The organism is Paenibacillus xylanexedens (assembly GCF_007680605.1).
GTDB classification, from domain to species: Bacteria; Bacillota; Bacilli; order Paenibacillales; family Paenibacillaceae; genus Paenibacillus; species Paenibacillus xylanexedens_B.
On sequence record NZ_VEIO01000001.1, the window covers coordinates 1571966 to 1595953 of the forward strand.

The 23988-nt window shown below is 44.9% G+C and carries 24 protein-coding genes; 21 read left to right on the top strand and 3 right to left on the bottom strand.

The genetic code is table 11. The features are described from left to right. The first annotated feature begins 24 nt into the window (after positions 1-24). Both FS818_RS06915 and FS818_RS06920 read left to right on the top strand, forming a co-directional pair. The gene (locus FS818_RS06915) at positions 25-519 is read left to right on the top strand and encodes an RNA polymerase sigma factor (protein ID WP_145330820.1); all 495 of its coding nucleotides are present in this window, start codon (positions 25-27) and stop codon (positions 517-519) included. Further along, a complete protein-coding gene (locus FS818_RS06920; protein WP_145330822.1) occupies positions 516-1535 on the top strand; it encodes a hypothetical protein in 1020 nt (339 codons plus the stop codon). The genes FS818_RS06915 and FS818_RS06920 overlap by 4 nt, the downstream gene beginning before the upstream one ends. A gap of 144 nt (positions 1536-1679) precedes the next feature. On the opposite strand, the gene FS818_RS06925 is transcribed toward FS818_RS06920, so the two are convergent. Further along, positions 1680-2543 (bottom strand): LysR family transcriptional regulator, encoded by an 864-nt coding sequence (locus FS818_RS06925; protein WP_145330824.1) that lies wholly within the window; start codon positions 2541-2543, stop codon positions 1680-1682. A gap of 170 nt (positions 2544-2713) precedes the next feature. Between FS818_RS06925 and FS818_RS06930 the strand changes: the two genes are divergently transcribed. Beyond that, on the top strand, positions 2714-3769 hold the full coding sequence (locus FS818_RS06930; protein ID WP_260989800.1) for an alkene reductase: 1056 nt from the start codon (positions 2714-2716) through the stop codon (positions 3767-3769). Here FS818_RS06930 and FS818_RS06935 read toward each other — a convergent pair. Next, complete coding sequence (locus FS818_RS06935) at positions 3761-4102, bottom strand: winged helix-turn-helix transcriptional regulator (protein ID WP_145330826.1); 342 nt, start codon at positions 4100-4102, stop codon at positions 3761-3763. The genes FS818_RS06930 and FS818_RS06935 overlap by 9 nt on opposite strands. A gap of 159 nt (positions 4103-4261) precedes the next feature. Between FS818_RS06935 and FS818_RS06940 the strand changes: the two genes are divergently transcribed. Next, positions 4262-5176: a DsbA family oxidoreductase gene (locus FS818_RS06940; protein WP_145330828.1), complete on the top strand. Its 915-nt coding sequence runs from the start codon at positions 4262-4264 to the stop codon at positions 5174-5176. Positions 5177-5439: 263 nt separating this feature from the next. Here the strand turns inward: FS818_RS06940 and FS818_RS06945 are convergent, their stop codons facing one another. After that, positions 5440-5997 carry a GNAT family N-acetyltransferase gene (locus FS818_RS06945; RefSeq protein ID WP_145332790.1) on the bottom strand — a complete coding sequence of 186 codons (558 nt, stop codon included), beginning with the start codon at positions 5995-5997 and terminating at the stop codon, positions 5440-5442. A 781-nt stretch (positions 5998-6778) separates the two neighbouring features. Between FS818_RS06945 and FS818_RS06950 the strand changes: the two genes are divergently transcribed. The 17 genes from FS818_RS06950 (at position 6779) to FS818_RS07030 (ending at position 23757) form a co-directional block, all read left to right on the top strand. Further along, positions 6779-8155, top strand: a complete 1377-nt coding sequence (locus FS818_RS06950; protein ID WP_145330829.1) for a cytochrome ubiquinol oxidase subunit I — start codon at positions 6779-6781, stop codon at positions 8153-8155. After that, a complete protein-coding gene (locus FS818_RS06955) occupies positions 8152-9165 on the top strand; it encodes a cytochrome d ubiquinol oxidase subunit II (protein WP_145330831.1) in 1014 nt (337 codons plus the stop codon). Before FS818_RS06950 ends, FS818_RS06955 begins: the two co-directional genes overlap by 4 nt. A 97-nt stretch (positions 9166-9262) precedes the next feature. Then, entirely contained in the window at positions 9263-11023 is a 1761-nt protein-coding gene (cydD, locus tag FS818_RS06960) for a thiol reductant ABC exporter subunit CydD (RefSeq protein ID WP_260989865.1), read from the top strand. Beyond that, positions 11020-12777 carry a thiol reductant ABC exporter subunit CydC gene (gene cydC, locus FS818_RS06965; RefSeq protein WP_145330836.1) on the top strand — a complete coding sequence of 586 codons (1758 nt, stop codon included), beginning with the start codon at positions 11020-11022 and terminating at the stop codon, positions 12775-12777. Before cydD ends, cydC begins: the two co-directional genes overlap by 4 nt. Before the next feature lie 206 nt (positions 12778-12983). Continuing rightward, positions 12984-13790 (top strand): CPBP family intramembrane glutamic endopeptidase, encoded by an 807-nt coding sequence (locus FS818_RS06970; protein ID WP_260989801.1) that lies wholly within the window; start codon positions 12984-12986, stop codon positions 13788-13790. A gap of 356 nt (positions 13791-14146) precedes the next feature. Beyond that, on the top strand, positions 14147-14791 hold the full coding sequence (locus tag FS818_RS06975) for a hypothetical protein (RefSeq protein WP_145330838.1): 645 nt from the start codon (positions 14147-14149) through the stop codon (positions 14789-14791). A 478-nt stretch (positions 14792-15269) separates the two neighbouring features. Then, complete coding sequence (locus tag FS818_RS06980) at positions 15270-15767, top strand: MarR family transcriptional regulator (protein ID WP_145330840.1); 498 nt, start codon at positions 15270-15272, stop codon at positions 15765-15767. Continuing rightward, positions 15764-16348: a nitroreductase family protein gene (locus tag FS818_RS06985; protein WP_260989802.1), complete on the top strand. Its 585-nt coding sequence runs from the start codon at positions 15764-15766 to the stop codon at positions 16346-16348. Before FS818_RS06980 ends, FS818_RS06985 begins: the two co-directional genes overlap by 4 nt. Before the next feature lie 15 nt (positions 16349-16363). Beyond that, complete coding sequence (locus FS818_RS06990; protein WP_145330843.1) at positions 16364-16849, top strand: nitroreductase family protein; 486 nt, start codon at positions 16364-16366, stop codon at positions 16847-16849. A gap of 94 nt (positions 16850-16943) precedes the next feature. Continuing rightward, positions 16944-17183: a NifU family protein gene (locus FS818_RS06995; protein ID WP_397351722.1), complete on the top strand. Its 240-nt coding sequence runs from the start codon at positions 16944-16946 to the stop codon at positions 17181-17183. 73 nt (positions 17184-17256) lie between these two features. After that, complete coding sequence (gene sufC, locus FS818_RS07000; protein WP_145330845.1) at positions 17257-18039, top strand: Fe-S cluster assembly ATPase SufC; 783 nt, start codon at positions 17257-17259, stop codon at positions 18037-18039. A gap of 24 nt (positions 18040-18063) precedes the next feature. Beyond that, complete coding sequence (gene sufD / locus FS818_RS07005) at positions 18064-19368, top strand: Fe-S cluster assembly protein SufD (RefSeq protein WP_145330847.1); 1305 nt, start codon at positions 18064-18066, stop codon at positions 19366-19368. A 39-nt stretch (positions 19369-19407) separates the two neighbouring features. Further along, positions 19408-20805, top strand: a complete 1398-nt coding sequence (gene sufB, locus FS818_RS07010) for a Fe-S cluster assembly protein SufB (protein ID WP_145330849.1) — start codon at positions 19408-19410, stop codon at positions 20803-20805. A 217-nt stretch (positions 20806-21022) separates the two neighbouring features. Further along, positions 21023-21814, top strand: coding sequence for a MerR family transcriptional regulator (locus tag FS818_RS07015; RefSeq protein ID WP_145330851.1), 792 nt, complete (start codon positions 21023-21025; stop codon positions 21812-21814). Then, positions 21801-22277, top strand: a complete 477-nt coding sequence (locus FS818_RS07020; protein ID WP_186375424.1) for a hypothetical protein — start codon at positions 21801-21803, stop codon at positions 22275-22277. The genes FS818_RS07015 and FS818_RS07020 overlap by 14 nt, the downstream gene beginning before the upstream one ends. Positions 22278-22303: 26 nt before the next feature. Next, positions 22304-23041 (top strand): GAP family protein, encoded by a 738-nt coding sequence (locus tag FS818_RS07025; RefSeq protein ID WP_145330855.1) that lies wholly within the window; start codon positions 22304-22306, stop codon positions 23039-23041. Positions 23042-23172: 131 nt separating this feature from the next. After that, positions 23173-23757, top strand: a complete 585-nt coding sequence (locus FS818_RS07030; RefSeq protein ID WP_145330857.1) for a hypothetical protein — start codon at positions 23173-23175, stop codon at positions 23755-23757. The last annotated feature ends 231 nt before the right edge of the window (positions 23758-23988 follow it).

Consider the following 23988-nt stretch of genomic DNA (forward strand, 5'->3'; position numbering starts at 1 on the left):
GGTATAAAGGAGGGCACAACAACCATGCAGCAAACCATATCCCAACCAAGTGATGAAGTCACGAACATCTATGATACATACGCGGATACGCTATTCCGGATTGCAATGGTTCACCTCGGCAAGCGGGAAGACGCGGAAGAAGCTACTCAGGACACATTCATTAAATGGATGGAAAAAGCGCCTGTGTTCAACGATGCGGAACATCAAAAAGCATGGTTGATTCGGGTGATTACCAATCATTGCAAATCCCTGCTCCGTAAAGGCTGGCGTAAACGGGAAGTCAAGCTGGAAGCCGTGGAACCCGTCATGATGGATAATCCTGAAGATCAGGCTTTGATTGAACTGGTGTTGTCTCTGCCCGTGAAATATAGATCGGTAGTTCATCTCTATTATTACGAAGACTATGGTATCCGCGACATTAGCAAGATTTTAGAGATTAGTGAATCAGCTGCGAAGATGAGATTGCAACGGGGGAGACAACTTTTAAAACTGGAGCTTGAGGGGGAGGAACAGCTATGAACGAACAACAATTCAAACAACGATATAAGAAAGCGGTGGATCAGATGAAGCCAGATGACCAGATGAAAAAAAGAATCGAACAAAAGGTGAATTTCCAGCGTCAGTCAACGAAACGTCCTCGTAAATCGCTGTATATCGCAGCGAGTGTTGTGGTTGCAGCAGGCATCGGACTGTCAGCACCAACGGTATGGCAACAATGGGGTGGAACGACTGCACCTGCAAAAGAGACTGCGTTAAATAACGGAGAGGTTAACCCAGTTAAGGTTACCAAAGGAGAGACTGCGATCAAAACTGAAGACTCAAACATTGTGCCCGTAGAGATTCCGAAAATGGAGTTACCCAGTGATGATAAGAATGTTAAAGCAAGTATGATCGGATTAGTTGTTTATCAGGGCAACGTCTACACCGAATCTGCGACAACAGTGGATGCTGCAGATGCCTTGTCGCTTCGCGGAGAGGAACTGGGCAAAACGACTGGTGGCATCCATGAGCGAAGTGGTAAGGATGACTACAAAGAGCTAGCCTCGACGATTGGTACAGCAGATATTTACACCGTAAAAGGATATGATTCCGATTTTCGGATTATGTCTTATACGGAAATAGACGGTCAGATTTATGCGCAATTTTTTGATAAAACCAATGGGATATCAGTCAGCGGGCTATCGGATCTCCTCGGTAAACTTAACATGAAGGATCATGTGACTGCGGCACAGTGGGAGAGCTTTGATAGCTGGAATAACGGGCTCCAGCAGCTTCAGCAGCTTCCGGTAGACGGCTCCCTCAAGAGCTTTACTGAGGCACTGTCTTTAGCGGCTCCGGTTGCAGCCAGTCCTGAACTGGATGAACGTCTCTATGGCAAAGAAGATCGTAAAATGATTTATTTGACTCTTGAGGATAAAACAAAGGTTAAACTTGTCCTGTTCGGAGAGGAAGGCATGGTACGTTACGGCTTTGCGCCTGTATTTTTTAAAGTAGAGCAGGGTGCATTCCAGCAATTTTGGAACAGTCTTAAGTAACTAAATGATCTGTTTTTGGTGAGCAGAATGAACTATTGGGTAAGTAGAACGAAGCTACAATATACAAAGAGAACAGCCATCTGGCTGCTCTTTTTTTGGATGCATAAATGGTCGAATAGTCAAAAAAAGGTTCGCAATGAAGACCTAGAAGGTCATGGACTTTTCATTTAGCAACCTCATGAACTGATGTAGCGCACGACTGACATATCGATTTTCACCCCGTACAAATGTGGTGGTAGTCGGTGTGAGTACATCGGATAGATTATGCAGTGTGTAGGCTTCAGGCTTGTTGTGTACAACGCTGCAAGGCATGATCGTAACAGCGATTCCGGAGTCTACACAACTGAGTAGGTTTTCCATTGTACTGACTTCAATCAATTTTTTGGCTGAAAGTCCTTCTTCGGCCAAAAACTTTTCTGTAATCTCACGATACGGGCACCCTTGCGGAAAGACAACCCACGAAAGCCGACAAAACGATTCCAGAAGCGTATCCGTTCGTTTCGAGATGATGTGAACCGTATCCTGCATCTCATATTCGACCTTTAATCCTTCCTTCACGCAGGCTCCGCTAATGAAAGCACCATCCAGTTCAGAAGACTGAATTTTCTGCCTTAGTACCTTGGGGGAGGTGGCGTTCACCAGCGAAATGGATACGTCTGGATACTTCATCTGATACTCATTCAAAATCTCGATGAAACGACGTGAAGCAGCGGTTTCGACGATTCCGATTCTCAACGTACCCGAAGGTTCCTCCGGATCTGCCATCTCTTGTTGCAAATCATGTAGCAGACCTCGAATCCGTGACGCATAAGCAAGGAACTGCGTTCCTTTTTCCGTAGGTATCACCCCTTTGGAAGAGCGATTAAACAATTGTACCTGGTATTCTTCCTCCAATTTTTTGATCCGTGTCGTGACATTGGACTGGGCGTAGTTTAGTTCCTTGGCTGCTTGTGAAATTTTGCCCGAGCGTCCAACGGCCAGCATAATATCAATATCAGATAGTTCCATGACAGCCTCCCGAACAGCAATTTTTTAGGCGAAAAAAGAACGATTGTTCTTCGTTATTCCTTTAAGGAAAGGTATCACTCTCAGTGATGGACCTATATATTCTAATCATTTTACGATATGTCTGATCCGTTCTACAATAGCTTTAATTCAAACAGAGAAGAGGAAATGACATGTCTGAATCCAATTTATATATGTTTCAACCCGTAACGATCAACCAATGGAAGCTTCGCAATCGTATCGTCATGGCACCACTGACCAGGGGGTTTGCACGGGATCAGGACGGGACGGTAACTGATGAGATGGTTGCTTATTACGAACAACGAGCTAAAGATGGCGTGGGTTTAATCATTACGGAAGGGATTAATCCAATGCTTTCAGGCAAAGGGACATACGGGGTACCTGGATTATATACGGAGGCACAGATCGCTTCATGGAAAAAGGTAACAGAGGCTGTTCATCGACACGGCGGTACGATCATCGCACAATTATGGCATGTAGGACGCCTCTCGCATTCCGACTTGATCGGAAGGAAGCCCCAGGCGCCTTCACCCATCCAAGCGGAGGGAAAGGTGCATAAGCTTCACAAGCCCTATGAATGCCCTCAAGCCATGACTCCGTTGGAGATCGGGGATGTCATCTATCGTTTTCAGATGGCTGCACGCAATGCTGTTTTGTCAGGGTTTGACGGAGTTGAGCTCCATGCAGCGCATGGGTATCTGATTGATCAATTCATCAATGAGCGTACGAACAAACGAACAGACCAATATGGTGGCGGTCTTCAGGAGAGACTCCGTTTTTTGAGAGAGGTTATTGAGGCGGTAAAAAAAGAAATCAGCGTGGAACGCATAAGCATCCGGTTTTCCGAAAAAAAGGATGACGATCCTTCTTATTCATGGGCCTCTAGAGTCGGGACTCTCCACGCCTATCTGGAGCTGTTTCGTGAAACGGGCATCACCATTCTGCACCCTTCAACCGAAAGTTTTGCAAGTGTCTGGTTAAACGGACTCAACTTCCATCAGGCCATTCGGACACAATGGGAACACATCATGATCGGCGTAGGAAATCTTAGTCTGGATACAGCAGAAGAGGCAGTTATGGACAGTGTAATTGATCTGGCAGCTTTTGGCCGACCATTCATTGCCAACCCCGATCTGGTACACAAGTGGAAGTCGGGAATTCCGCTAACAGAGTACAATGGCACCAGACAATTATCCGTTTTAATATGAATCCGTAGCTTGCTGCATATTTTTTTGACCCCATAACACCATCGATTCGATTAAAGGAACCAATTCTTTGCCGGATGGCGTGAGTGAATATTCGACTCTTGGCGGAATTTCGTTATATTGCTCCCGATGCACGATTCCGTATTGAATTAAATCTTTCAAGCAATTTGTTAACATCGTTGGTGTTATGCCGGGGAGCCTTCTTTTTAATTCGTTATATCGAATACTGTCATCTTCACTCAGAATGGCCAGGATCGGCAGATTCCACTTGCCGCCAATTACCTGAAAAGCATAGGTTGCCGGGCAGAGTTGATCAAAATTAAAATCATATTTCACACAAAAACCTCCAAGCCAAAGTTGTTGTTCCGGTCCAATAGTATACTTTTTGATACTTAGTCAGAAAAAGAATCGTACTTGTTCTGTAGATTGTAGATATTATAATCATACTAACACAAAGTTAATTCAATAGATAAGATCAAAAAGGGCGGGATAATGATGAATAATGAATCCATGATGTGTGATTTGGAAACGGGCGTATGCGGTGTGACAGATGAAGAAGAGTTGCAAGTAATTAATCTTAAACAGGAAGAGAAGAAAATAACACTTTATTATGCTACAGACCCCATTTGCTCACACTGCTGGGCACTGGAACCTGTGTTGAATCGTTTTATAGAAGAGTACGGTCATTATTTTAATGTGGAGACCAAAATGGGTGGTTTATTAGCGAGCTGGGAAGGATTCTCTGATGGGGCAAACGGCATTCAGAAACCTGCGGATGTGGCAGGCCACTGGAGAGAAGTAGGCGAGCACTCACGGATGCCGATTGACGGTTCTGTATGGCTTGAGAACCCGATCCAGTCATCCTATCCGCCTTCCCGTGTGTATAAAGTCATTGAGCGAATGTATCCCGGGAAAGAACAAGCCTATCTAAGAGTTGCGCGTGAAGCCGTATTTGCGATGAATCAAAATATTGGGGAAGATGGCGTACTCCTTGAGCTTGTGAATGGGCTAGGGCTGAATGGAAAAGAAATCGTAGACAGTGCTGCTCAGCAATCTGCACAAGACTTGTTGGAAGAAGACATTGAGATGACTGCCCGTCTAGGCGTTCGAGGTTTTCCATCCATTATTATTGTCAACAAGGAGCAGCAAGGCATCAAAGTGGTTGGAGCTCGCCCTCTGGAAACCTACGTTCAAGCACTGCAACAGATTCTGGGTGAAGCGCCGAAGCCCAAGAAGATTGCTACATTGTCTAACAAAATCAAAGAAGGACATCTGCTGTTCTCCAAAGAAATTGAAGTGTTGTATGATGTGGAAAAGGATGAGGTAGAGTCATTCATACAATCCGAATTAGAAGATGGTACCTATCAGGTAAGGCATATCTTAAATGAAATGGCTGTCCAGCGGGTTTAATTGATTCAGGAAAAAGATAGAAATAAAATTAGTACATTTATCCATTCGTTATTGCAAAATCTTCGGGGGCTGTATTCTAAAAAAGTCACATTAATACATGTGAATATGAGTTGATAATATATGAAGTGTATCTCTGATCTGAATCCACATCGTGAAGTAAATGGTTTTTGTTAGTTCACTTGGTCCGATCTGATATTGAAGTAAAGCAGCTACCTTGGATGGTAGCTGCTTTTTTAAATGATATGTTTTATGCGGTAAACTTCTTAAAACAGATTCTTAAAATAAACAAGATGATCCGTCCATTCCTCATGTTCGTAGATAAAACCTTTGCGAACACATTCGAATTCCAAACCTGCACTTTCAGCAAGCTTGATCGAGGGAACATTGTCCAGGTTGATGTGTGCTTCCATACGGTGGAATTTCAATGAGTCAGCTGCAATACGAAGTACTTCGCTTACTGCTTCTTTGCCGTAACCTTTTTTCCAGTGCTGATTGTGAATCGTGTACCCAAAGCTCGCCCACTGAAAAGGTTCTCTCGCCAAGGTGGCAATATCGATCATGCCAAGATGTGTACCATCTTCTTTTCGGAAAACCCCGAAGATATATACTTTATCGTTAAACGCCAGTTCCTGATGTCTTGCAACCAGACGCTCGAACCATTCTAATGTGCATTCGCTCATATCCATTTTTCCAGGATCGTGTCGATGTTGGGAGGGAAAACGGCTCTCGAATCCGTGAAGCCAGTTCTCGTAATCTTTATCTTGTAGTGGGCGGATCACGAGTCTTTCGGTCTCTGACATATAATCAAATTTATTTTTCATATTACTCAATAGAACATCTCCTTACACTATGTATCGTTATTAATCGTTATGAATTGCATGTCTCTCTGTTGGAGGACAGAAGTAACTCTAGTGTAACACAGATTATTTCTAATATTGGTTGGATAATCTCCCAAGGATTCAAACTCAATCAATGAGCAATCACCTCATATCATTATCACTCAATATCACGGCTAAGCTGAATAATGCAATAGCCCTAAAGGGTGATTGTGCCTATTTTCACGAAGTTGTCAGAAAGAGTTGAGCCTTTCTTGAACGTTTATGAACAAGGGGGTATCAGCAATTGAATTGCTTAAAATTAAGGATATAATAATTTTGATTATTAAGTCTAAGCCAATGATTACGGCGTAGCTGGATCAGAGGAGAAGAGACATCCAACCTTGGATAGCGTTTAACGTCGTTTGCAGGATTAAATGCACGGGACATGTGGCAACCTATCCTTGTATTTTGGTTTGTGATTTTTTTCTCATAAGTTGTTGGGCTAGTTTGCCTATAGCGAATTTGCGATTCACTTGAAAGCTAACAACTAACTAATTTACACAAAAACGGAGAGGACAGAAAAAACCTGAAAAAGCGGAGCTAAAAGCTTTCTGAAAGAAAGCTGCATCGGAAGCATACGCTTCGCCTTTATCACCGGATTTTCCCTTTGAAAAGGGAATCAAAAAATCTGGGGATAACAGCGATTGTAAGGTTATTCTGTCATCGGAGTGGATGTGTAAAACAGAAGAAGCAATGAATGGAATTTGAGAGGAGGCAATACAAAATGGCAGTCGATACTGTGTTATGGAGCAGACTCGTAACGGGTCTGACACTTGGATTTCACGTTATTTTTGCAACACTTGGTGTAGGTATACCTCTGATGATTGCGATTGCTGAATTTATCGGTATTCGGAAGAAAGACCCCCACTACATACTTATGGCGAAAAGATGGTCACGAGGTTTTGTCATTTCGGTGGCTGTGGGGGTGGTGACAGGTACAGCGATATCGCTACAGCTGGCCCTGGTGTGGCCGAATTTTATGAAGCTGGCTGGTAATGTCATTGCATTGCCGCTATTTATGGAAGTGTTTGCTTTCTTTTTTGAAGCCATATTCCTGGGCATTTATCTCTATACATGGGATCGGTTCAAAAACCCGTATATTCACTGGCTACTTACAATTCCGGTTGTTGCCGGGGCAGGCATGTCTGCCGTTTTCATCACAACCGTGAACGGATTCATGAACCAGCCGGAAGGATTTGTGATGCAGGCTGGCCAATTTACAGCGGTCAATCCCGTGCAAGCCATGCTGAATACAGCAACGTTCTCTAAAGTGTTCCATGTCTTAAGCTCGGCTTATCTGACAGGAGCAGCTTTGCTCGCCGGGATCGCGGCTCTGGCGATGTTGAAGAGAGGTGCATCTGCATACCACAGAAAAGGCTTAAATCTCATGATGGCTGTGGTTTTGGTATTCAGCTTGCTTAATACACTCGCCGGAGACGTATCTGCTAAGTTTTTGGCTGAACACCAACCGGAGAAGTTGGCAGCAGCAGAATGGCATTTCGAGACAGAGAGCGGCGCGGATTTGATCCTGCTCGGCTGGCTGAATGCAGAACATGAGATTATAGGCGCGTTACATCTGCCCAAGTTGCTCAGCTTTCTGGCCTTTGGAGACTTCAATGCAGAAGTCACCGGGCTGAACGAATTTCCGCCCGATGAACAACCGCCACTGCTAGTGCATTATCTATTCGATTTGATGGCCGGCATCGGATTTGCTCTACTGGCCATCTCCAGCCTATATTTTCTGTTTGTGTTATGGAAGAAGCGTAATCCGCTGAACAAGTGGATGCTTGGTCTCGTTGCACTGAGCGCGCCGCTTGCTTTCCTCGCTGTGGAGATGGGCTGGTTCTATGCCGAAATCGGGCGACAGCCATGGATTATTCGGGGGTACATGCGTGTCGAAGAAGCCGCCACATCTTCTCCGAGTGTGCGAATTTTATTTTTTGTTTTCTTGCTTTTGTATATCGTGCTTGGCGTGATCTGTGTTCTCGTGTTGAAACGATTGTTCAATAATAATCCTGCCGAGGTTGAAATGGAACGGTGGTTGCAGGCCAAACAAGATAAGACGGCAACAGTTGCGGAGAAAGGAGAGGCATCCCCATGAGTTATGAGTTAATTGGTATTTCAGTACTCTGGCTGTTCCTGTACGGTTATTTGATTGTTGCATCAATCGATTTCGGGGCTGGATTTTTTGCCTTCTATGCACGGCTGACCAAACAGGATCATCTAATCAATCGATTAATTTCTCGCTATCTATCGCCCGTATGGGAGATTACGAATGTATTTTTTGTTTTTTTCTATATTGGTATCGTTGGATTTTTCCCGGATACGGCCTCATATTATGGCGCAGCTTTGATTGTTCCCGGAAGTATCGCCGTTATACTTTTAGCCATTCGTGGCTCGTTCTATGCTTTTGAAAATTACGGTTCCAAGAACAACATCGTGTACCTTTTTCTATATGGGGCAACGGGTTTGTTGATTCCGGCATCTCTCTCCGTAGCCCTGACCTTGTCCGAAGGTGGTTTCATCCTGAAGCAGGGAGAGACGGTTTCGCTAGATTACTGGGCTTTGTTCACTAATCCGTTATCCTGGAGCATCGTTGGGCTGGCCATTGTCTCTGTATTATTTATCAGTGGAACCTTTCTGACCTTCTACGCCTCACGGGCCGAAGATCAGGGTGCATTGAAGCTCATGCGGAATTATTCATTATTTTGGAGCACTCCTACGATTATTCTGGCGCTGACTGCATTTATATATTTGGGTCAGCACAATGAACGCCATTTTCAAAATATGATGGATCTCTGGTGGCTGCTCGCTTTATCCGTCGCTTTCTTCATGGTTGCCATGTGGCTGCTGTATAACGAACGCCGCTACGGACTTGCTTTTATTTGCGTCATGCTCCAGTTTTTCTGTGCCTTTTTTGCATACGGTATCGGTCAGTATCCATACATCCTTGATCCGTACATCACGATTCAGAGCAGTGCCACCCCGCCGGCTATGGGTTTCGCACTGGTTGTCGTCTTTATCGGGGGACTATGCCTGCTCATTCCATCTCTGATTCTGGTGTTCAAACTATTCCTGTTTGATGCGGATTATGTCAAAGGCAACAAATAAAAAGGAGGATCGCCCTGTGAAAAGGCAAAGGAAAGAGCGAACCAAACAGCAAGGAAAGCAATCTAGTCGGCAAAAATCGATTCTGATCCAACAGCAGATGTCTTTACTTCGAAAAAGCAGACTTCTCCTTATGGCCTTTTCACTGGCCCTTGGTGCAGCGATCATAAGCCAGGCTGTATTTATGGCAGAAGCCGTACAGCGTATTTTTGTAGAAAAGGCACCCCTATCATCGATCATGCCGCTTCTCGGGTTATTACTCACCGTTATGGCTCTACGTACGCTGTTAACATACGGTAACGGGAAAGTTGGTTTGCATATGGCTACACGGGCCAAAACCAATATGCGTGCCAAGGTGCTGCGGAATCTGACTCAAGCCTCCATGTTCTCTTCATTGCAGGGACAGACGGGAGGCAAGGTCAGCGTTGCCCTGGACGCCGTCGATGAGGCGGACAGCTATTTCAGTCAGTACATGCCACGTATGATGGAAGCATCGATTATTCCGATTGTAATTCTGGTTGTTGCCTTCACACTACATGCCAACACAGGCTGGATTCTGTTGTGTACAGCACCGTTTATTCCATTGTTCATGATTCTCGTTGGCTTGCAGACCAAAAATAAATCCGAGGAAAAGTATGCACAGCTGGCGGAGTTTTCCGGTACGTTCCTCGATTCGCTTCAAGGTCTGGTGACATTGAAAATATTCGGACGGGTGAATCGCCAGCAACAGGAGATCGAACGCAGCAGTCTGGGTTATCGGGATAGCACGATGAGCATTTTGAAGATTGCTTTTACGAATACGTTTATGCTTGAAGCGATTGTCATGTTGAGTATCGGTATCGTTGCGTTAGAGCTTGCCATTCAGCTACTCGTGTATAAATCGATGACTTTTCATACCGCTTTTCTGTTGTTGTTGCTCGTTCCGGAGTTCTACAGTCTGTTAAAAAATACAGGTACTGCCTTTCACAGCGGTCGAACAAGCATGGGCGCTATCCGTAAGGTGGAGCAAATGCTTGGGGACAGTGAACAACGAAGTGAAAATTCACAGACCAAGGAAGATGTCGCGAAGACGTCACCTCTACAATTTTTGGCCGGGCCGTCGTCATCGAAGCCAGATATGGCGCCACTCATTGAATTAGAAAATGTCCGGTTTCACTATGCCCCGGGTTCCTTTGTACTTGAAGCAGGACATGTATCTGTAAAACCAGGAGAAAAGATCGCGATTGTTGGTCCAAGCGGCTCAGGTAAAACAACGTTATTGAACCTGATCTCCGGTTTGTTACGTACGACCTCGGGAGAAGTTTGGATTAACGGAAGACCGCTTGTACAAATAAACGAGGCCGACTGGTTTAAACAGATCAGTTATATTACACAGCATCCCTATATTTTTGCAGGCACATTGGCTGAGAATATAGCTATAGGTGCAGGAGGCGATGAACCCCGTGCAGATATCGAAAAAGCGGCCGATCGCGCAGGACTCACATCCCTTATTGCCCAACTGGATAAAGGATTGGATACCCCTGTTGGGGAAGGAGGACGTGGGCTTTCAGGGGGAGAAAAACAACGCTTAGCTCTGGCTCGCGCTTTTTTGAAGAAACCTGCCCTCATTTTGTTTGATGAACCTACAGTTGGACTCGACCTGCGTACAGAACAGATTCTGCAACGTTCTATCGCAGCATTGTCAGAGCAGGCCACGATCATTACGGTGGCACACCGATTGTATACGATTCAGCAAGCGGACCAGATTTGGTTCATGTCGGGTGGTGTACTTGCAGATTCGGGAACACATCAGGAGTTGTTAGAACGAGTGCCTGTATATGCCGAGATGGTACAAATTCAGAGAACAGGAGGGATCGCATGAAAGAGTTAGCTGTTCTGTCCAAAGCGATGATGCAGGAACGTAAAGACATTTTGCTTTCTATATTATGCGGATTTATTGCCGGTACCGCAGGTGTAGCCCTTTTCTCCGCAAGTGGGTACCTCATCTCGCAGACGGTATTTGCACCGCCGCTGTATACCTTGATTGTTCTAACGTCGATGGTCAAACTTCTCGGATTCGTGCGCGCGGCTAGCCGTTATGGGGAGAGACTTGCTTCTCACCGGGCAACCTTTTCCATCCTCAGCCGTTTACGAACCTCATTTTTTGCCAAGCTTATTCCGGTTACGCCTGGAATTTTGAACAAAAACCGAAGTGGGGATCTACTGGCACGTATTGTAGGGGATGTAGAGAGTTTGCAACATTATTTTCTGCGTGTGGCTTATCCGCCTATTATGGTGGTGATGGTGTTCCTGAGCACCGTCCTGTTTACAGCCGTTTTTTCATTCTGGATTGCGTCTTTACTCATCGTTGGTATGCTGATTACCGCCTTTGTTGTTCCAAACCTGGTGCTGATCGGTCAGCGTAAAATCAACGAACATGTGCGCGAGCAACGGGCAAAACTATCTACGGAGGTAACCGAAGTGTTGTATGCTTTCCGTGATTTGAAAGTATATGGGCAATTGGCAGGGCGGGAAGAGCAGCTTCGGCAGGAATCTGCTGAACTCGCAACGCAACAACAAAGAGCTGCTACACAATTGGTGCTGGGACAATCCATGCATGTTTTTGTCACCTATTTAGTCACATGGGGTGTCCTGGTAATCAGTGCTTTTCTCATTGCGGACGGAGTCTTTGCCGGGGTTTATCTTGCGATGTTGATTCTGGCAACACAAACGATGTTTGAAGAATCCGCAGCAATGACTGTACTGCCCGCGTACAGGTTGGACAGCGAGCATGCCGCGAAACGTTTGGCTGAGACTGTGCCTGAACCGCAGACCAAAGGACATAATGGTCAAGTTCATTCACCTAAAACCCATTTATCACAGGAGGTCGATGCAGAAGCAGAGGCGCTAACCATTGAACTGTCCCATGTTTCATTTCAATATGAAGGGGAATGGAGATCTGCGCTAGATGACGTCTCACTCTACCTTGCACCTGGGTCCAAAACGGCGATTGTTGGACCGAGCGGCTCTGGAAAATCTACGATTTTGGATTTAATTCTCAAGTTACGGACACCTGCTACTGGCAAAATAAAATTCAATGGCATCTCTGTGAATGAGTTGAATGAAACAGGCATATGGCAAAATACCCGTGCCACGTTGCAACAGAGCCACTTTTTCCGGGGAACGATTCGGGATAATCTGCTACTCAGTGGTGAGTCTCACTCCGATGAATATGTGCATGATATACTCCATCAAGTTCAACTGTTCAACACATCTTTGGACGACACCGTATACGAAAAAGGAGAAAACCTGTCTGATGGGGAGAAGCAACGGCTGGCTCTGGCCCGCGCTATGTTACGCAAGGGAAGGTTATGGTTGCTGGACGAACCAACCTCTTCGCTGGACTACGCTACGGAAGCACGCGTGTTACAGAATTTGCTGACACAAGCGGCAGAGGACACGCTATTACTCGTCTGTCACCGTTTGACAGGACTTGAACGGATGGATCAGATTGTGGTCATGGATCAAGGCCGGATTGTAGAAACAGGCTCGTTCGAGGAATTGATGGAGCGTAAAGGTTATTTTTACGAGATGAAGAAGATTGAACTGCAGATGATTGGAGAGCATGGAGCTTAACTCTATGAAGCACTTATGAAGCAAAGCCGCATATAAGCGGCTTTTTTGCGTTAGATTCAGAACAGACGAACGGCGGAATCGTTATATTGCTCCAAAGTATTATAAATAAGACGATCGACCTGCGAAGCGTTGCTTGAAAGCAACATTCATGTCATACATATATACTAAGGGTAACTAGTCCAATCATGTGAGGAGGTTCGGTTGAGGTGAGAAAAATAACGCAGTTTCCGCTCGTATGGATGTTTACAGGTGTTATTCTTGTGGGCCTATCCGGGTTCATGACCCAAAAGTTGTTCGTTGATTCGCAAGGCATTCTGTCGATTCTACTGGCACTTGCAGGAGGTGTCGTCTCCATTGCGATCTACTGGTTTGTAATGAAATTCATGGAAGGGCGCAGGGTACAAGAATTGCAACTTCGACATGCAGGAATTGAATTAATCTTAGGCTCAGGAGTCGGTCTGATCTTGATTGGTTTTTCTGTCGGGATCATCACGTTGCTTGGCGGATACAGCTTTACATGGTCAGCGACGAACGCGGTTGGTTCTATTTTGGCTTTGGCGATCGGTGCGGCCATTGTGGAGGAATTGATCTTTCGCGGCTTGTTCCTGCAAGCGATTGAAAAGCGACTTGGAAGCTGGTTCGCTTTGGCTATAACTTCGCTTTTTTTCGGTTTGGCTCATCTGCCCAATCCCGGAGCAACACTCTGGAGTTCAGTTGCTATTGTCATTGAGGCAGGCATTTTGCTCGGAGCGGGATTTCTGTGGCGGCGTAATCTGTGGTTTGTCATGGGACTTCATTTTGCATGGAATGCACTGGAGGGAATGCTGGGCATACCGGTGTCGGGCATAGCGACTCAAGGCTTTTTTGATGTACAGCTAACCGGATCACCATGGTTGACAGGGGGAAGCTTCGGACTGGAGGCATCCATTGTACCCATCATCGTCAGTTTACTGATTGCCATTCCTATGCTGATGAGCGCGCATCACAAAGGAAATATGAAGTTCAAAAGATAGGCAAGCATACCGCACTTTTTTTTCGGGACTTTAGCAAGATACGTACTGATCATAAAGGGCAAACCGTTAAATGGTTTTCCCTTCTTTTTGATGTTTCCGTACATTCATATATTCCAGACATACATAAAGGATCATAAGAAATTGAAAATCAATCTTGACCTTAGGTATGACCTAAGGTTTAAGCTAACTATCGATAAGACAACAAACGTGGAGCTATCTTCATCGTGTTTATTTCTTTCAATCACCTAAAATTATACAAAAAGACCTGGTACTTCTGGTATAATAGTAATTTAAATAAAGGTAACTTGATGATCCATTGTATAAGTAATCCATCAGGAAAGGAATGAAGGCCGCGAGTGAGTAGGTGGGAAATTGTTTCTTATGTTGCTATATTTGTTTACACGCTTGTGATGTTGTTGAATGACCAATCGATTTTGTTAGTGTTAGGTACAGTGCTGGTCGCTGGACTCATGGTGTTTAGTATTTTCGTCATTTATCCTATGGTCTGGGAAACCCGTATGGATCGATTAGAGGTTTTTTTACGAAGAAGGCAACATGCACCTTATATTTATATTAATTATGCGACAGCTAACAGGTTGGACGATGAAGTTGAGCTCACGATGGAAAAGCTAATGAGCAATACATCGGCCAGCAAGTCGACGAAAGCCAACTATCAGGCAGCATACGGTGCGTATCGCAAGGATCTGTTTACCGTGAGAAAAGCGGTACGCGAGATGCGTAATTCGGTTTATCGTACATACTATGAAACGTTTGTCCTCATCGAAGAAGGACAGACTGAACGAGCCAGAGAGCATTTAGGTTCCATCAAAAGAGAGTGGATGCGATTGGCCCTTCTGGCCGAAATTGAGCGTAAGCTGAATCATTACAAGGAAGCCGAGGAGCTTGCTGCGCAAGCCGTACAAGCTAGTAAAGGAGTTAATCGATACGCGATGACGAAAGAATATGAAAGATATTACTCTAAAGAACAGCAGGCACAATGATAGAAGCTGCTTTCAAGGAGAGAGTAAATTCACATCACAGTGTCGAGGGACAAGAACATGTTCCCATTGAAGTCGCTATTATAGCGGCTTTTTTATTTATCGGTACAAGTCCATGTCCCGAGCCAAGGACTTGTACCGATTGCTGAAATAGAAAGCGGCGAATTTAGCTATATCATGCAGATAGATGTGAATCCCGTGCTTTGGATGCAGAAAAGTCGATTTGGCTACAAGAACGGAGGGTCATATCTACGTGATCGGCTAATTTTGTTTAACTAGCGGGCAGGTTAAAAGATATTCCATTCAAGGCAACTCTCTGTCCGAGATTGTAAAGTGTGTGTAATGTCAGAGAATTTAGTTGATAATCATTATCATTCGTGTTATATTGTTCACCAGTAAACAAAATTTAATTAATTATCTCAAAAACCCACACTATTAATGCGATATTTTTGTTTACAAGTAAATAAGGAGAGAGTAAAGGATGACTTCAAAAGATCAAACAAAACAGTTGCTTTATGATCAGTTTATCCGTTTTTTACATGTATATGAGAACTACAAGGATACGGAAATCGAGCATTTTTTAAGTGTTGCACAGCGAGAAAGCATCGAGAAAATTCCTCAGCATTTGACCGCGGTTCATATGATTGATTGCATAGGCAAACATGAACCTATTAATAACACGGGTATTGCCGAGGCGATGAATTTGTCCAAAGCAAGCATCACCAAAATTGGAAATAAACTGCTGGAGGAAGGATTCGTCAAACGTACAAAAATGAATGACAACAAGAAAGAGAGTTATTTCCGGTTGTCACCGCAAGGCAAAAAGATCTTCGAACTGCATGAACGTCTGCATGTACAAGAAACTGAACGCTTCTATCGTACTCTCGACAAATATTCAGAGACAGAGCTAAAAGTAATCCATCAATTTCTTCAAGACAGCAGTATAAATATTGAATCCAGATCGAACGAAGGAGAGTGAAGCATTTGAGTCTGGCGGAATTGATCAGGGCGCGCAGGAGCATTCGTAAATATAACTCTACGCCGGTGGACCATGATTTAGTTGTTGAATTACTACGCAAGGCTAATCGTCTTCAACCATTTGCTGAAGCTGGCTCGTGGCGTGTGGTCTATGCCGGAACTCCAGAAGCACGCAAACGGTTGGTAGACTGCATGCTTGAGCAGATGTCACAAAGCAGGTTCGGCAAACTGATTCCTGGGAAACTTCTGGATATTTTCAAAAAGAGATTTACCGATATTCCTGCGCACGTCATTGTTATGTCGACTGTAGGACCGGATCGGCTGACTAATGACCGCAATTATGCGGCCGCCTGCGGGATGATGCAGAGCTTCCAACTGATAGGTTGGGAACATGGATTAGGAATGCTATGGGATACAGAGTCCATGATGCTGCATGAAGGTTTTTTCAAAGGAATTGGCTTGCACGAGGATGAAAGATTTGTTGGCATTCTTCATATAGGATATTACGATAAAGCGCCAAAAAGTCGGAAAAGAACGCCAGCCGAGCAGAAGTGGACCGTCTTGCGAGGACAGTCTACCTAAGAGGAGGATGTAAAAATGAAATTGTCAGAGCTGGAAGGAGACATGCACACTCCAAGTGAATTTTTGGATCGGCCGGTATCGCAGGAGCTAATCCTTGAATTGCTCAATCATGCCGTATGGGCGCCAAATGATGAGCTGCGAGAGCCGTGGCGATTTATATTTGCTGATAACCGGTATGGGGACTTCATGCAGGGATTGCAGGAGCAGGCCCCTGCGTACCTTCTGGTTTTAATGAAGGAAGAGGCGGATCAACATAAGCGGGAAGAAGACTTTGCAGCTGTCTGTTGCCTAATTCAAAATTTCCGTTTTCTGGCTCATGAGCAGGGTCTAGGTGTACGCTGTACCTTGCATGACTGGATGTACGACCCGAGTCGTACTGAAATGTTTGGTGTACTGAGTAACGAGCGCATTGTTGCGGTTCTAGAATTGGGATACGGTGCAAGTCAGCCGAAAGAGAATACTGAGTTACCAGAGGATGAGCTTCATTTTGAACTTCTCTAGGATGGAGAGTTTTCCTGATAAATGCTTTGTACAGCAAGAGCAAAAAAGAAATATTTACTTTTTTCGATTATATCGACAAAGAGGAGTGAATGAATTGAAAGATAAAGAAAGATTGTTTAACGAGGTATCGGAGGTTCTATATAAACTTCGCCCTTTCTTACAACGTGATGGTGGAGATGCAGAATTGATAGATGTTGAGGACGGCATTGCTAGACTTAAATTTCTAGGTGCTTGTAATGGTTGTCCAAGTTCAACCATCACCTTAAAAGCGGGAATAGAACGTGCAATACTCGAAGAAATTGATGAGATTTATGAAGTTGTGCAAGTTTTCTAAACTCTAAAGTATTGACTACTTCTATGGATACGATCAATAGATCATAAATATGATGGAAGGGAATGGGTTACTCATGACAACATCACTACAGATAAATGATTTTAAAGCAACAATTGAAGGTAAAGAAATCCTGAAAGGGATCAACCTGCAAATGAAAGGTGGAGAAATCCACGCAATCATGGGGCCAAATGGAACAGGTAAATCTACATTGGCTTCCGCATTGATGGGACATCCTAAATATGAAGTAACCGGCGGAACGGTAACATTAGACGGTGAAGACCTGTTGGAGATGGCAGTGGATGAGCGTGCGCGTGCTGGTCTGTTCTTGGCTATGCAGTATCCAAGTGAAATCGCGGGCGTAACCAACTCCGACTTTCTGCGTAGCGCGATCAACGCACGCCGCGGCGAAGGCAACGAGATCTCCCTGATCAAGTTTATTCGTCAAATGGAAGGGAAAATGAAAGAGCTGGACATGAATCCCGAATTTGCACATCGTTACCTGAACGAAGGTTTCTCCGGCGGTGAGAAAAAACGTAACGAGATTCTGCAAATGATGTTGCTTGATCCAAAAATCGTTGTGCTGGACGAAATTGACTCCGGTCTCGATATTGATGCTTTGAAAATCGTTGCTAACGGCGTTAACGCAATGAAGAGCGAGGATCGCGGTTTCTTGATCATCACGCACTACCAGCGCTTGCTTAACTACATTACTCCGGATTATGTACACGTCATGATGCAAGGTCGTATCGTAAAATCCGGAGGGCCTGAACTAGCTCACCGTCTGGAAGCTGAAGGTTATGACTGGGTTAAAGAAGAACTGGGAATTACAGACGAAACTGTAGGTCAAGAAGCGTAAAGACAAAACGGAGGAGGATAATAAATGACTACACAAACCATTCTTCCGGTTGAATCTGAAGCGCTTCGCGCCTTGTCGGAGAGTAACCAAGAACCCGGCTGGCTGACTGAGCAGCGTCTTGGAGCATTAAAGCTTGCAGGCGAGCTCGCGCTTCCCAAACTGGAAAAGCAAAAAATCGAACGCTGGAATGTCAGCGAATATGGAACATATCAGACTAGCAAGGCCTTGGTTTCCCTGAAAGATGCTCCTGAGAGCATCAAAAAACTGGTACAAGATCAAAATGAAGGCGGTTTGGTCATTCAGCGAAATTCCTGCAACATATACGCAAAACTATCGGAAGAGCTTGCTTCCAAAGGGGTTATTTTTACGGACCTCGCTACTGCGGCTCGTGAACACGAAAACTTGGTTAAATCGTACCTGAATACGGCTGTCAGAGCCGATGAGCATTCGATTGCTGCTCTTCATGCAGCGCTTTGGAATGGAGGAGTATTCCTTTATGTTCCTAAAAACGTGGAAATCGAAGTGCCGCTGCAAGCCGTTCTGCTGACAGATGATGCGTCTGCCACATTTGCGCCACACGTGCTTGTTATTGCTGATACAAACAGCTCAGTTACTTACGTGGATAACTATGTTTCTAGCGAACTTTCTGCACCTGTATTCCATAATGGTGTGGTTGAAGTCATTGCGAAAGCTGGGGCGAAAGTGCATTACGCGACAGTCCATCAGATGGATACTCTAGTGACGGACGTATCGTTCCGCCGCGCTGTTCTGGAGAATGATGCAACCATCGAATGGATCGTTGGCGAGATGAATGATGGGGATACAGCGAGCAACACGATGAGCGTGCTCAAAGGTAACGGTTCAAAATCCGATTCCAAAGTAATCGCGGTAGGTTCCGGTTCTCAAAAAATGAATTATACCACTGAAGCTTGTCACTTCGGTAAAAATACACCCTCTCAAATGATCACTCGCGCAGTTATGCGTGAAGAAGCATCGGCAATTATTAACGGAATTACGAAGATCGAAAAAGGCGCAACCAAGGCAGACGGACAACAAACAGAGAAAGTGTTGATGTTGAGCCCGAAAGCACGGGGGGACGCTAACCCGATTCTTCTGATTGATGAGGATGATGTAACGGCAGGTCATGCAGCTTCGGTAGGGCAAGTGAATCCAGAGCAGGTTCATTACTTGATGTCCCGCGGAATTAACCGTACAGATGCGGAACGCCTGATTATCATCGGTTTCCTAGCTCCGGTGGTGTCGGATATTCCTTTGGATGCATTGCGCAACCAATTACAATCCTTGATCGAACGGAAGCTGGGTCAATGAACGGATTCCTTCACAAGGGGACTTAGGAGGTAGAACAAGATGGCTAAAAAAGCACCAGAAATGGAAGAGTACAAATATGGTTTTCGCGACGAGCACAAGTCCATCTTTCAAACCGGGAAAGGTCTGACGGCGGAAGTCGTAACCGAAATTTCCCGAATCAAGAACGAACCGGAGTGGATGTTGGAGTTTCGTCTGAAATCTCTGAAACAATTCGAAAAGATGGCAATGCCAAAATGGGGCGGCGATCTCGATGAGCTGGATTTCAATGACATTCAATACTATGTTCGACCTTCGGAGAAACAAGGGAAAACATGGGAAGAGGTTCCTTCCGAAATCAAGGAAACATTCGACAAGCTGGGTATTCCTGAAGCAGAGCAAAAGTTCCTGGCGGGGGTATCGGCTCAGTATGAGTCCGAGGTTGTATACCACAATATGCAAAAGGAACTGGAGGACCAAGGCGTAATCTTTATGGATACCGACACCGCGCTCAGAGAGCATCCGGAAATTTTACGCGAATATTTCGCAACCATCATTCCACCAGCAGACAACAAATTTGCTGCATTGAACAGTGCGGTATGGTCCGGAGGAAGCTTCATCTACGTTCCAAAAGGCGTAAAATGCGAAGTGCCTTTGCAAGCTTATTTCCGGATTAACTCCGAAAATATGGGACAATTCGAGCGTACGCTGATTATTGCAGACGAAGACAGCTTTGTTCACTATGTAGAGGGCTGTACGGCTCCGATCTACAGTACAAACTCCCTGCACAGTGCGGTGGTTGAGATCATCTGTAAGAAAAATGCCCGCGTTCGTTATACTACGATCCAAAACTGGGCTCCAAACATTTATAACCTCGTTACTAAACGGGCGGTTGCTGAAGAGAATGCAACGATGGAATGGGTCGATGGCAACATCGGTTCCAAACTGACGATGAAATATCCAGCGGTTGTGCTGAAAGGCCGTGGAGCGAAAGGTTCCGTTCTGTCCATCGCTGTTGCAGGTAAAAACCAGCATCAGGATGCAGGCGCAAAAATGATTCACCTTGCTCCGGATACAACATCGACAATCGTATCCAAATCTATCAGTAAGCATGGAGGTAAAGTAACGTACCGTGGTTTGGCTTCCTTCGGACGCCAGGCAGAGGGCGCGAAATCCAACATCAAATGTGATACGCTCATCCTCGACAATGAGTCCACTTCCGATACGATCCCATATAACGAAATCATGAACGATAACATTGTATTGGAGCACGAAGCAACGGTATCTAAAGTATCCGAGGATCAACTCTTTTACTTGATGAGCCGTGGACTGACCGAGGCCGAAGCAACTCAAATGATTATCATGGGCTTCATAGAGCCGTTCACAAAGGAATTACCAATGGAATACGCGGTAGAGATGAACAGATTGATCAAATTCGAGATGGAAGGCAGTATCGGTTAAATAAGCCATTGACTGGTTTTAAAGGGACAAGCAATGACCCAGAGCATCTCAATCAAATGTCGTCAATGGGGGAGTAGAAATTGACAGACAGCAAGGACGATGTCAGCATCGTCTTTTTTGCGTTTGTATTGTGCAGTAGTTATTTCTCTAAGATTTTGGGGCTTTACCCTAACGTATACGTTAGGGTTTATAATGTTTTCAGGAAGGGGAGGTAAGCATGATCCTGATTGGAGAATTAGCGAAAAAAACAAATATCAGCAAGAGAACACTTCATTACTATGAACAAATTGAATTGTTACAACCCACAGTTATTACGGAAAATGGGTATCGCTACTATGATGAAACTGCTATTCTTCGCCTGCAAAAAATTCTTCTGTTGAAGTCCATCGGCTATACCTTAGAACAGATTAAAGAACTGTTTCAGAACCAGGAAAATCAGGGAGAAGATGAAAACTGGATCATTTCTTTAAACGAACAAATAGAACTGATTGAACAGAAAAAAGAAGAGTTAAGCCGGATGCAATATTATCTCAGATCAACGATTCATACATTGCAGATGAACGGAATGAACAATCTGGAAAAGTTATTGCAGATTATAGCCAAAATGAAAGATCGCCCACTCACTGAAGGGATAATTCGCCCCGAATTCAGCGATCATTTACAGTTAACATCAAGGGAAATGGATGTACTTAATCAACTGCCTATACTCGGGAGTAACGATCCGCGAATGGAGGAACTTTTAACTATTTTCCAACGTGTACGATCCTTGATGCCTTCATCTCCTTATTCTGAAGAGGTTCAAGTCATTGCGAGGCAATTGTATGAAACAGCATTGGAGCTGTTTGATCATGATGAAAAACTACTGGGCAAGTATTGGGAACTTATCAATCCAGGAGATGCGTCTGAGCCTGTGGTGATGGGCATGGATGATGAGTTCATGTCCTATGTTGACGAGATGATCGGCTATTTTCTAAAACAAAGAGTGGACAATGCTGATGAAGGAGATTAAACAAAACAGGATTCAAGGTAAACATATGTGTCTTCTATTTTTGCTCTCCGGTTTACTCATGTTATTTACAGCTTGTGGAATGACAGGGGATACAGTAAATGAACTGGATCGTGAAGATTCAAGTCAAAACACAGCACATAGCTCGGATGGAATCGTCGTTGAGGTGCTTGTTGAAAGTGATGTTAATTCGGTATCTGATCTGGGGGTAGAGATTAATGGGCGAAAAAATCCGGAGAGTGTGTATTGGGATACAGTTGAAGTTCCATACAAAGAGAGATTTGTGATTCCAAAAGATACGTTTATTCCTTTACTCTCCACTCATGTCAGGGCAGAAGCAAATGACGGTGCCAGTTGGGTAAGCTGTTCCATTTGGTATGATGGAGAGTTAGTTGCATCTCACAAGTCCCGAGGGAGCGGTGCGAAGGCTGTATGTGAGAAGAAGTTCCAGCTGGGTCCGGGATAACTTCACGACAGGGAGCGAGGAACATAATGACATTGACGGCACTGTTATCTACCCTTGTACTACTGGCATTAATTGATTCAACAAGTGTGGGTACTCTTTTGATTCCGATCTGGTTGCTGATGACACCCGGGCGTGTTCGAGCGGGTCGGTTTTTGATCTACGTATTCACAGTGTCTGGTTGTTACTTTGTTATAGGGCTCAGCATCATGTTTGGAGCGGATTCATTGCTGCACGAATATGCACCCCTAATGGAATCTCAGCCCTTCCTGTTAGGACAACTGGCGATAGGTATATTGTTAATGATCATAAGCCAGCTCATGGATACCAAAAAATCTCGGGCTCGGGCTGCGGAACGTGCAGAAAGTGGGGAAGGTACTATTTTAAAATGGAGAGCTCGTGTTACAGGAGAAACGGTTTCCAGCAGAACCTCTATTACTATACTTATCGGGCTTGCCCTGACCGCGGTCGCGCTTGAACTGGCAACCATGTTGCCCTATCTAGCTGCCATAGGCTTGTTAGTTAGCGAAGGCCCCCCCTGGCCTATGTCGGGGATTCTGTTACTGGGATATTGCTTTGTTATGATATTACCTTCGCTCATTTTGCTGGCAGGGAGACTGCTCGCTTACCCTGTTTTAAAACAACCTCTAGCTAAAATGGATAAGTGGCTGGTGAACAATGCACAGAATGCTACGGCCTGGATTGTCGGTATCGTTGGTTTTTTGCTGACGGTTAATGCGGTTTATGATTTAGGCTGGTTTCAGTGAGAAGTGGGTATGAGCCGTGTTGACAGTACCCGTATCTTGCTCTTTTCGGCACAAGCATGTGTTATTCGCACAGGCAAGTCGTCCACCCATCGCGTAGACTAAAGTAGATCAAGTCGAGTGAGGTGAATTCCATGGCTAAGACCAATGAAATACACGTGAAGGCAAAACGATTCAAGGATCGTCCGGTCTGCGTGACTCTTTACAATGGTGAGACGTACATCGGGTACATCTCTGGCGTGAGCAACGAGGGTGTAGAGCTGACCGGGGGCGGGAAATTAGCACAAACTTCAACAACCACGGCACAGGCAACGGGGACGGCACGAAGTCGTGTTCGCCAAATGAACGCCAAGTCAACCAACTCAAAGAGGTCTGTATCTTCTTCGAGCCGGAAAAAGGTGAATTGTTCCCGCAAATCCTCCGTGCGATCCCAGGTAACATCACGTAGATCCTCCCGTCAGGCACATGTATCATCCTTCATGCCGATGATGGGCTCTTTATTAGGTGGACTGGGCGGGGCAGGATCATTTGGAGGCATGCTCGGAGGCGGCATGCGTTTGTTCGGTATGATTCAACGTTTTGTGCCTGTCGTCAAAATGGGCTACGGCATGATTAAACAAATCCAGCCGTTTATGGGAGCTGTGCAAGGTTTGATGTCACCAGCAAGTCAGGCATCCCAGGCCGAGGGTGAAGCTGAAGCGGAAACCCCAAGGGGGTAGAGTAGTGAGGAGAACTTGTGGATGTGCTAAGAAAGAGTGGAGAAAAGATTAGTGAGCACTCTTAAGTCGCTATTATAGCGGCTTTTTTATCATTTAAGTTTTTCGGAATAGGATAAGGATTCAATGGGGCTCCAATACTTACTCCATTTCTATAATTAAGAGTTGGAAACAACAGAGCAGTTGAGAGCTTATCGAGCCAAAAGCGCTAACGATCACCAGGAACCTTATTTG

Bases quoted from the DNA above. Each gene is read 5' to 3' on its own strand.
- FS818_RS06915 (WP_145330820.1), top strand. From the start codon at position 25: ATGCAGCAAACCATATCCCAACCAAGTGATGAAGTCACGAACATCTAT.
- FS818_RS06920 (WP_145330822.1), top strand. From the start codon at position 516: ATGAACGAACAACAATTCAAACAACGATATAAGAAAGCGGTGGATCAG.
- FS818_RS06925 (WP_145330824.1), bottom strand. From the start codon at position 2,543: ATGGAACTATCTGATATTGATATTATGCTGGCCGTTGGACGCTCGGGC.
- FS818_RS06930 (WP_260989800.1), top strand. From the start codon at position 2,714: ATGTCTGAATCCAATTTATATATGTTTCAACCCGTAACGATCAACCAA.
- FS818_RS06940 (WP_145330828.1), top strand. From the start codon at position 4,262: ATGAATAATGAATCCATGATGTGTGATTTGGAAACGGGCGTATGCGGT.
- FS818_RS06945 (WP_145332790.1), bottom strand. From the start codon at position 5,997: ATGAAAAATAAATTTGATTATATGTCAGAGACCGAAAGACTCGTGATC.
- FS818_RS06950 (WP_145330829.1), top strand. From the start codon at position 6,779: ATGGCAGTCGATACTGTGTTATGGAGCAGACTCGTAACGGGTCTGACA.
- FS818_RS06955 (WP_145330831.1), top strand. From the start codon at position 8,152: ATGAGTTATGAGTTAATTGGTATTTCAGTACTCTGGCTGTTCCTGTAC.
- cydD (WP_260989865.1), top strand. From the start codon at position 9,263: ATGTCTTTACTTCGAAAAAGCAGACTTCTCCTTATGGCCTTTTCACTG.
- cydC (WP_145330836.1), top strand. From the start codon at position 11,020: ATGAAAGAGTTAGCTGTTCTGTCCAAAGCGATGATGCAGGAACGTAAA.
- FS818_RS06980 (WP_145330840.1), top strand. From the start codon at position 15,270: ATGACTTCAAAAGATCAAACAAAACAGTTGCTTTATGATCAGTTTATC.
- FS818_RS06990 (WP_145330843.1), top strand. From the start codon at position 16,364: ATGAAATTGTCAGAGCTGGAAGGAGACATGCACACTCCAAGTGAATTT.
- sufC (WP_145330845.1), top strand. From the start codon at position 17,257: ATGACAACATCACTACAGATAAATGATTTTAAAGCAACAATTGAAGGT.
- sufD (WP_145330847.1), top strand. From the start codon at position 18,064: ATGACTACACAAACCATTCTTCCGGTTGAATCTGAAGCGCTTCGCGCC.
- sufB (WP_145330849.1), top strand. From the start codon at position 19,408: ATGGCTAAAAAAGCACCAGAAATGGAAGAGTACAAATATGGTTTTCGC.
- FS818_RS07015 (WP_145330851.1), top strand. From the start codon at position 21,023: ATGATCCTGATTGGAGAATTAGCGAAAAAAACAAATATCAGCAAGAGA.
- FS818_RS07020 (WP_186375424.1), top strand. From the start codon at position 21,801: ATGAAGGAGATTAAACAAAACAGGATTCAAGGTAAACATATGTGTCTT.
- FS818_RS07025 (WP_145330855.1), top strand. From the start codon at position 22,304: ATGACATTGACGGCACTGTTATCTACCCTTGTACTACTGGCATTAATT.
- FS818_RS07030 (WP_145330857.1), top strand. From the start codon at position 23,173: ATGGCTAAGACCAATGAAATACACGTGAAGGCAAAACGATTCAAGGAT.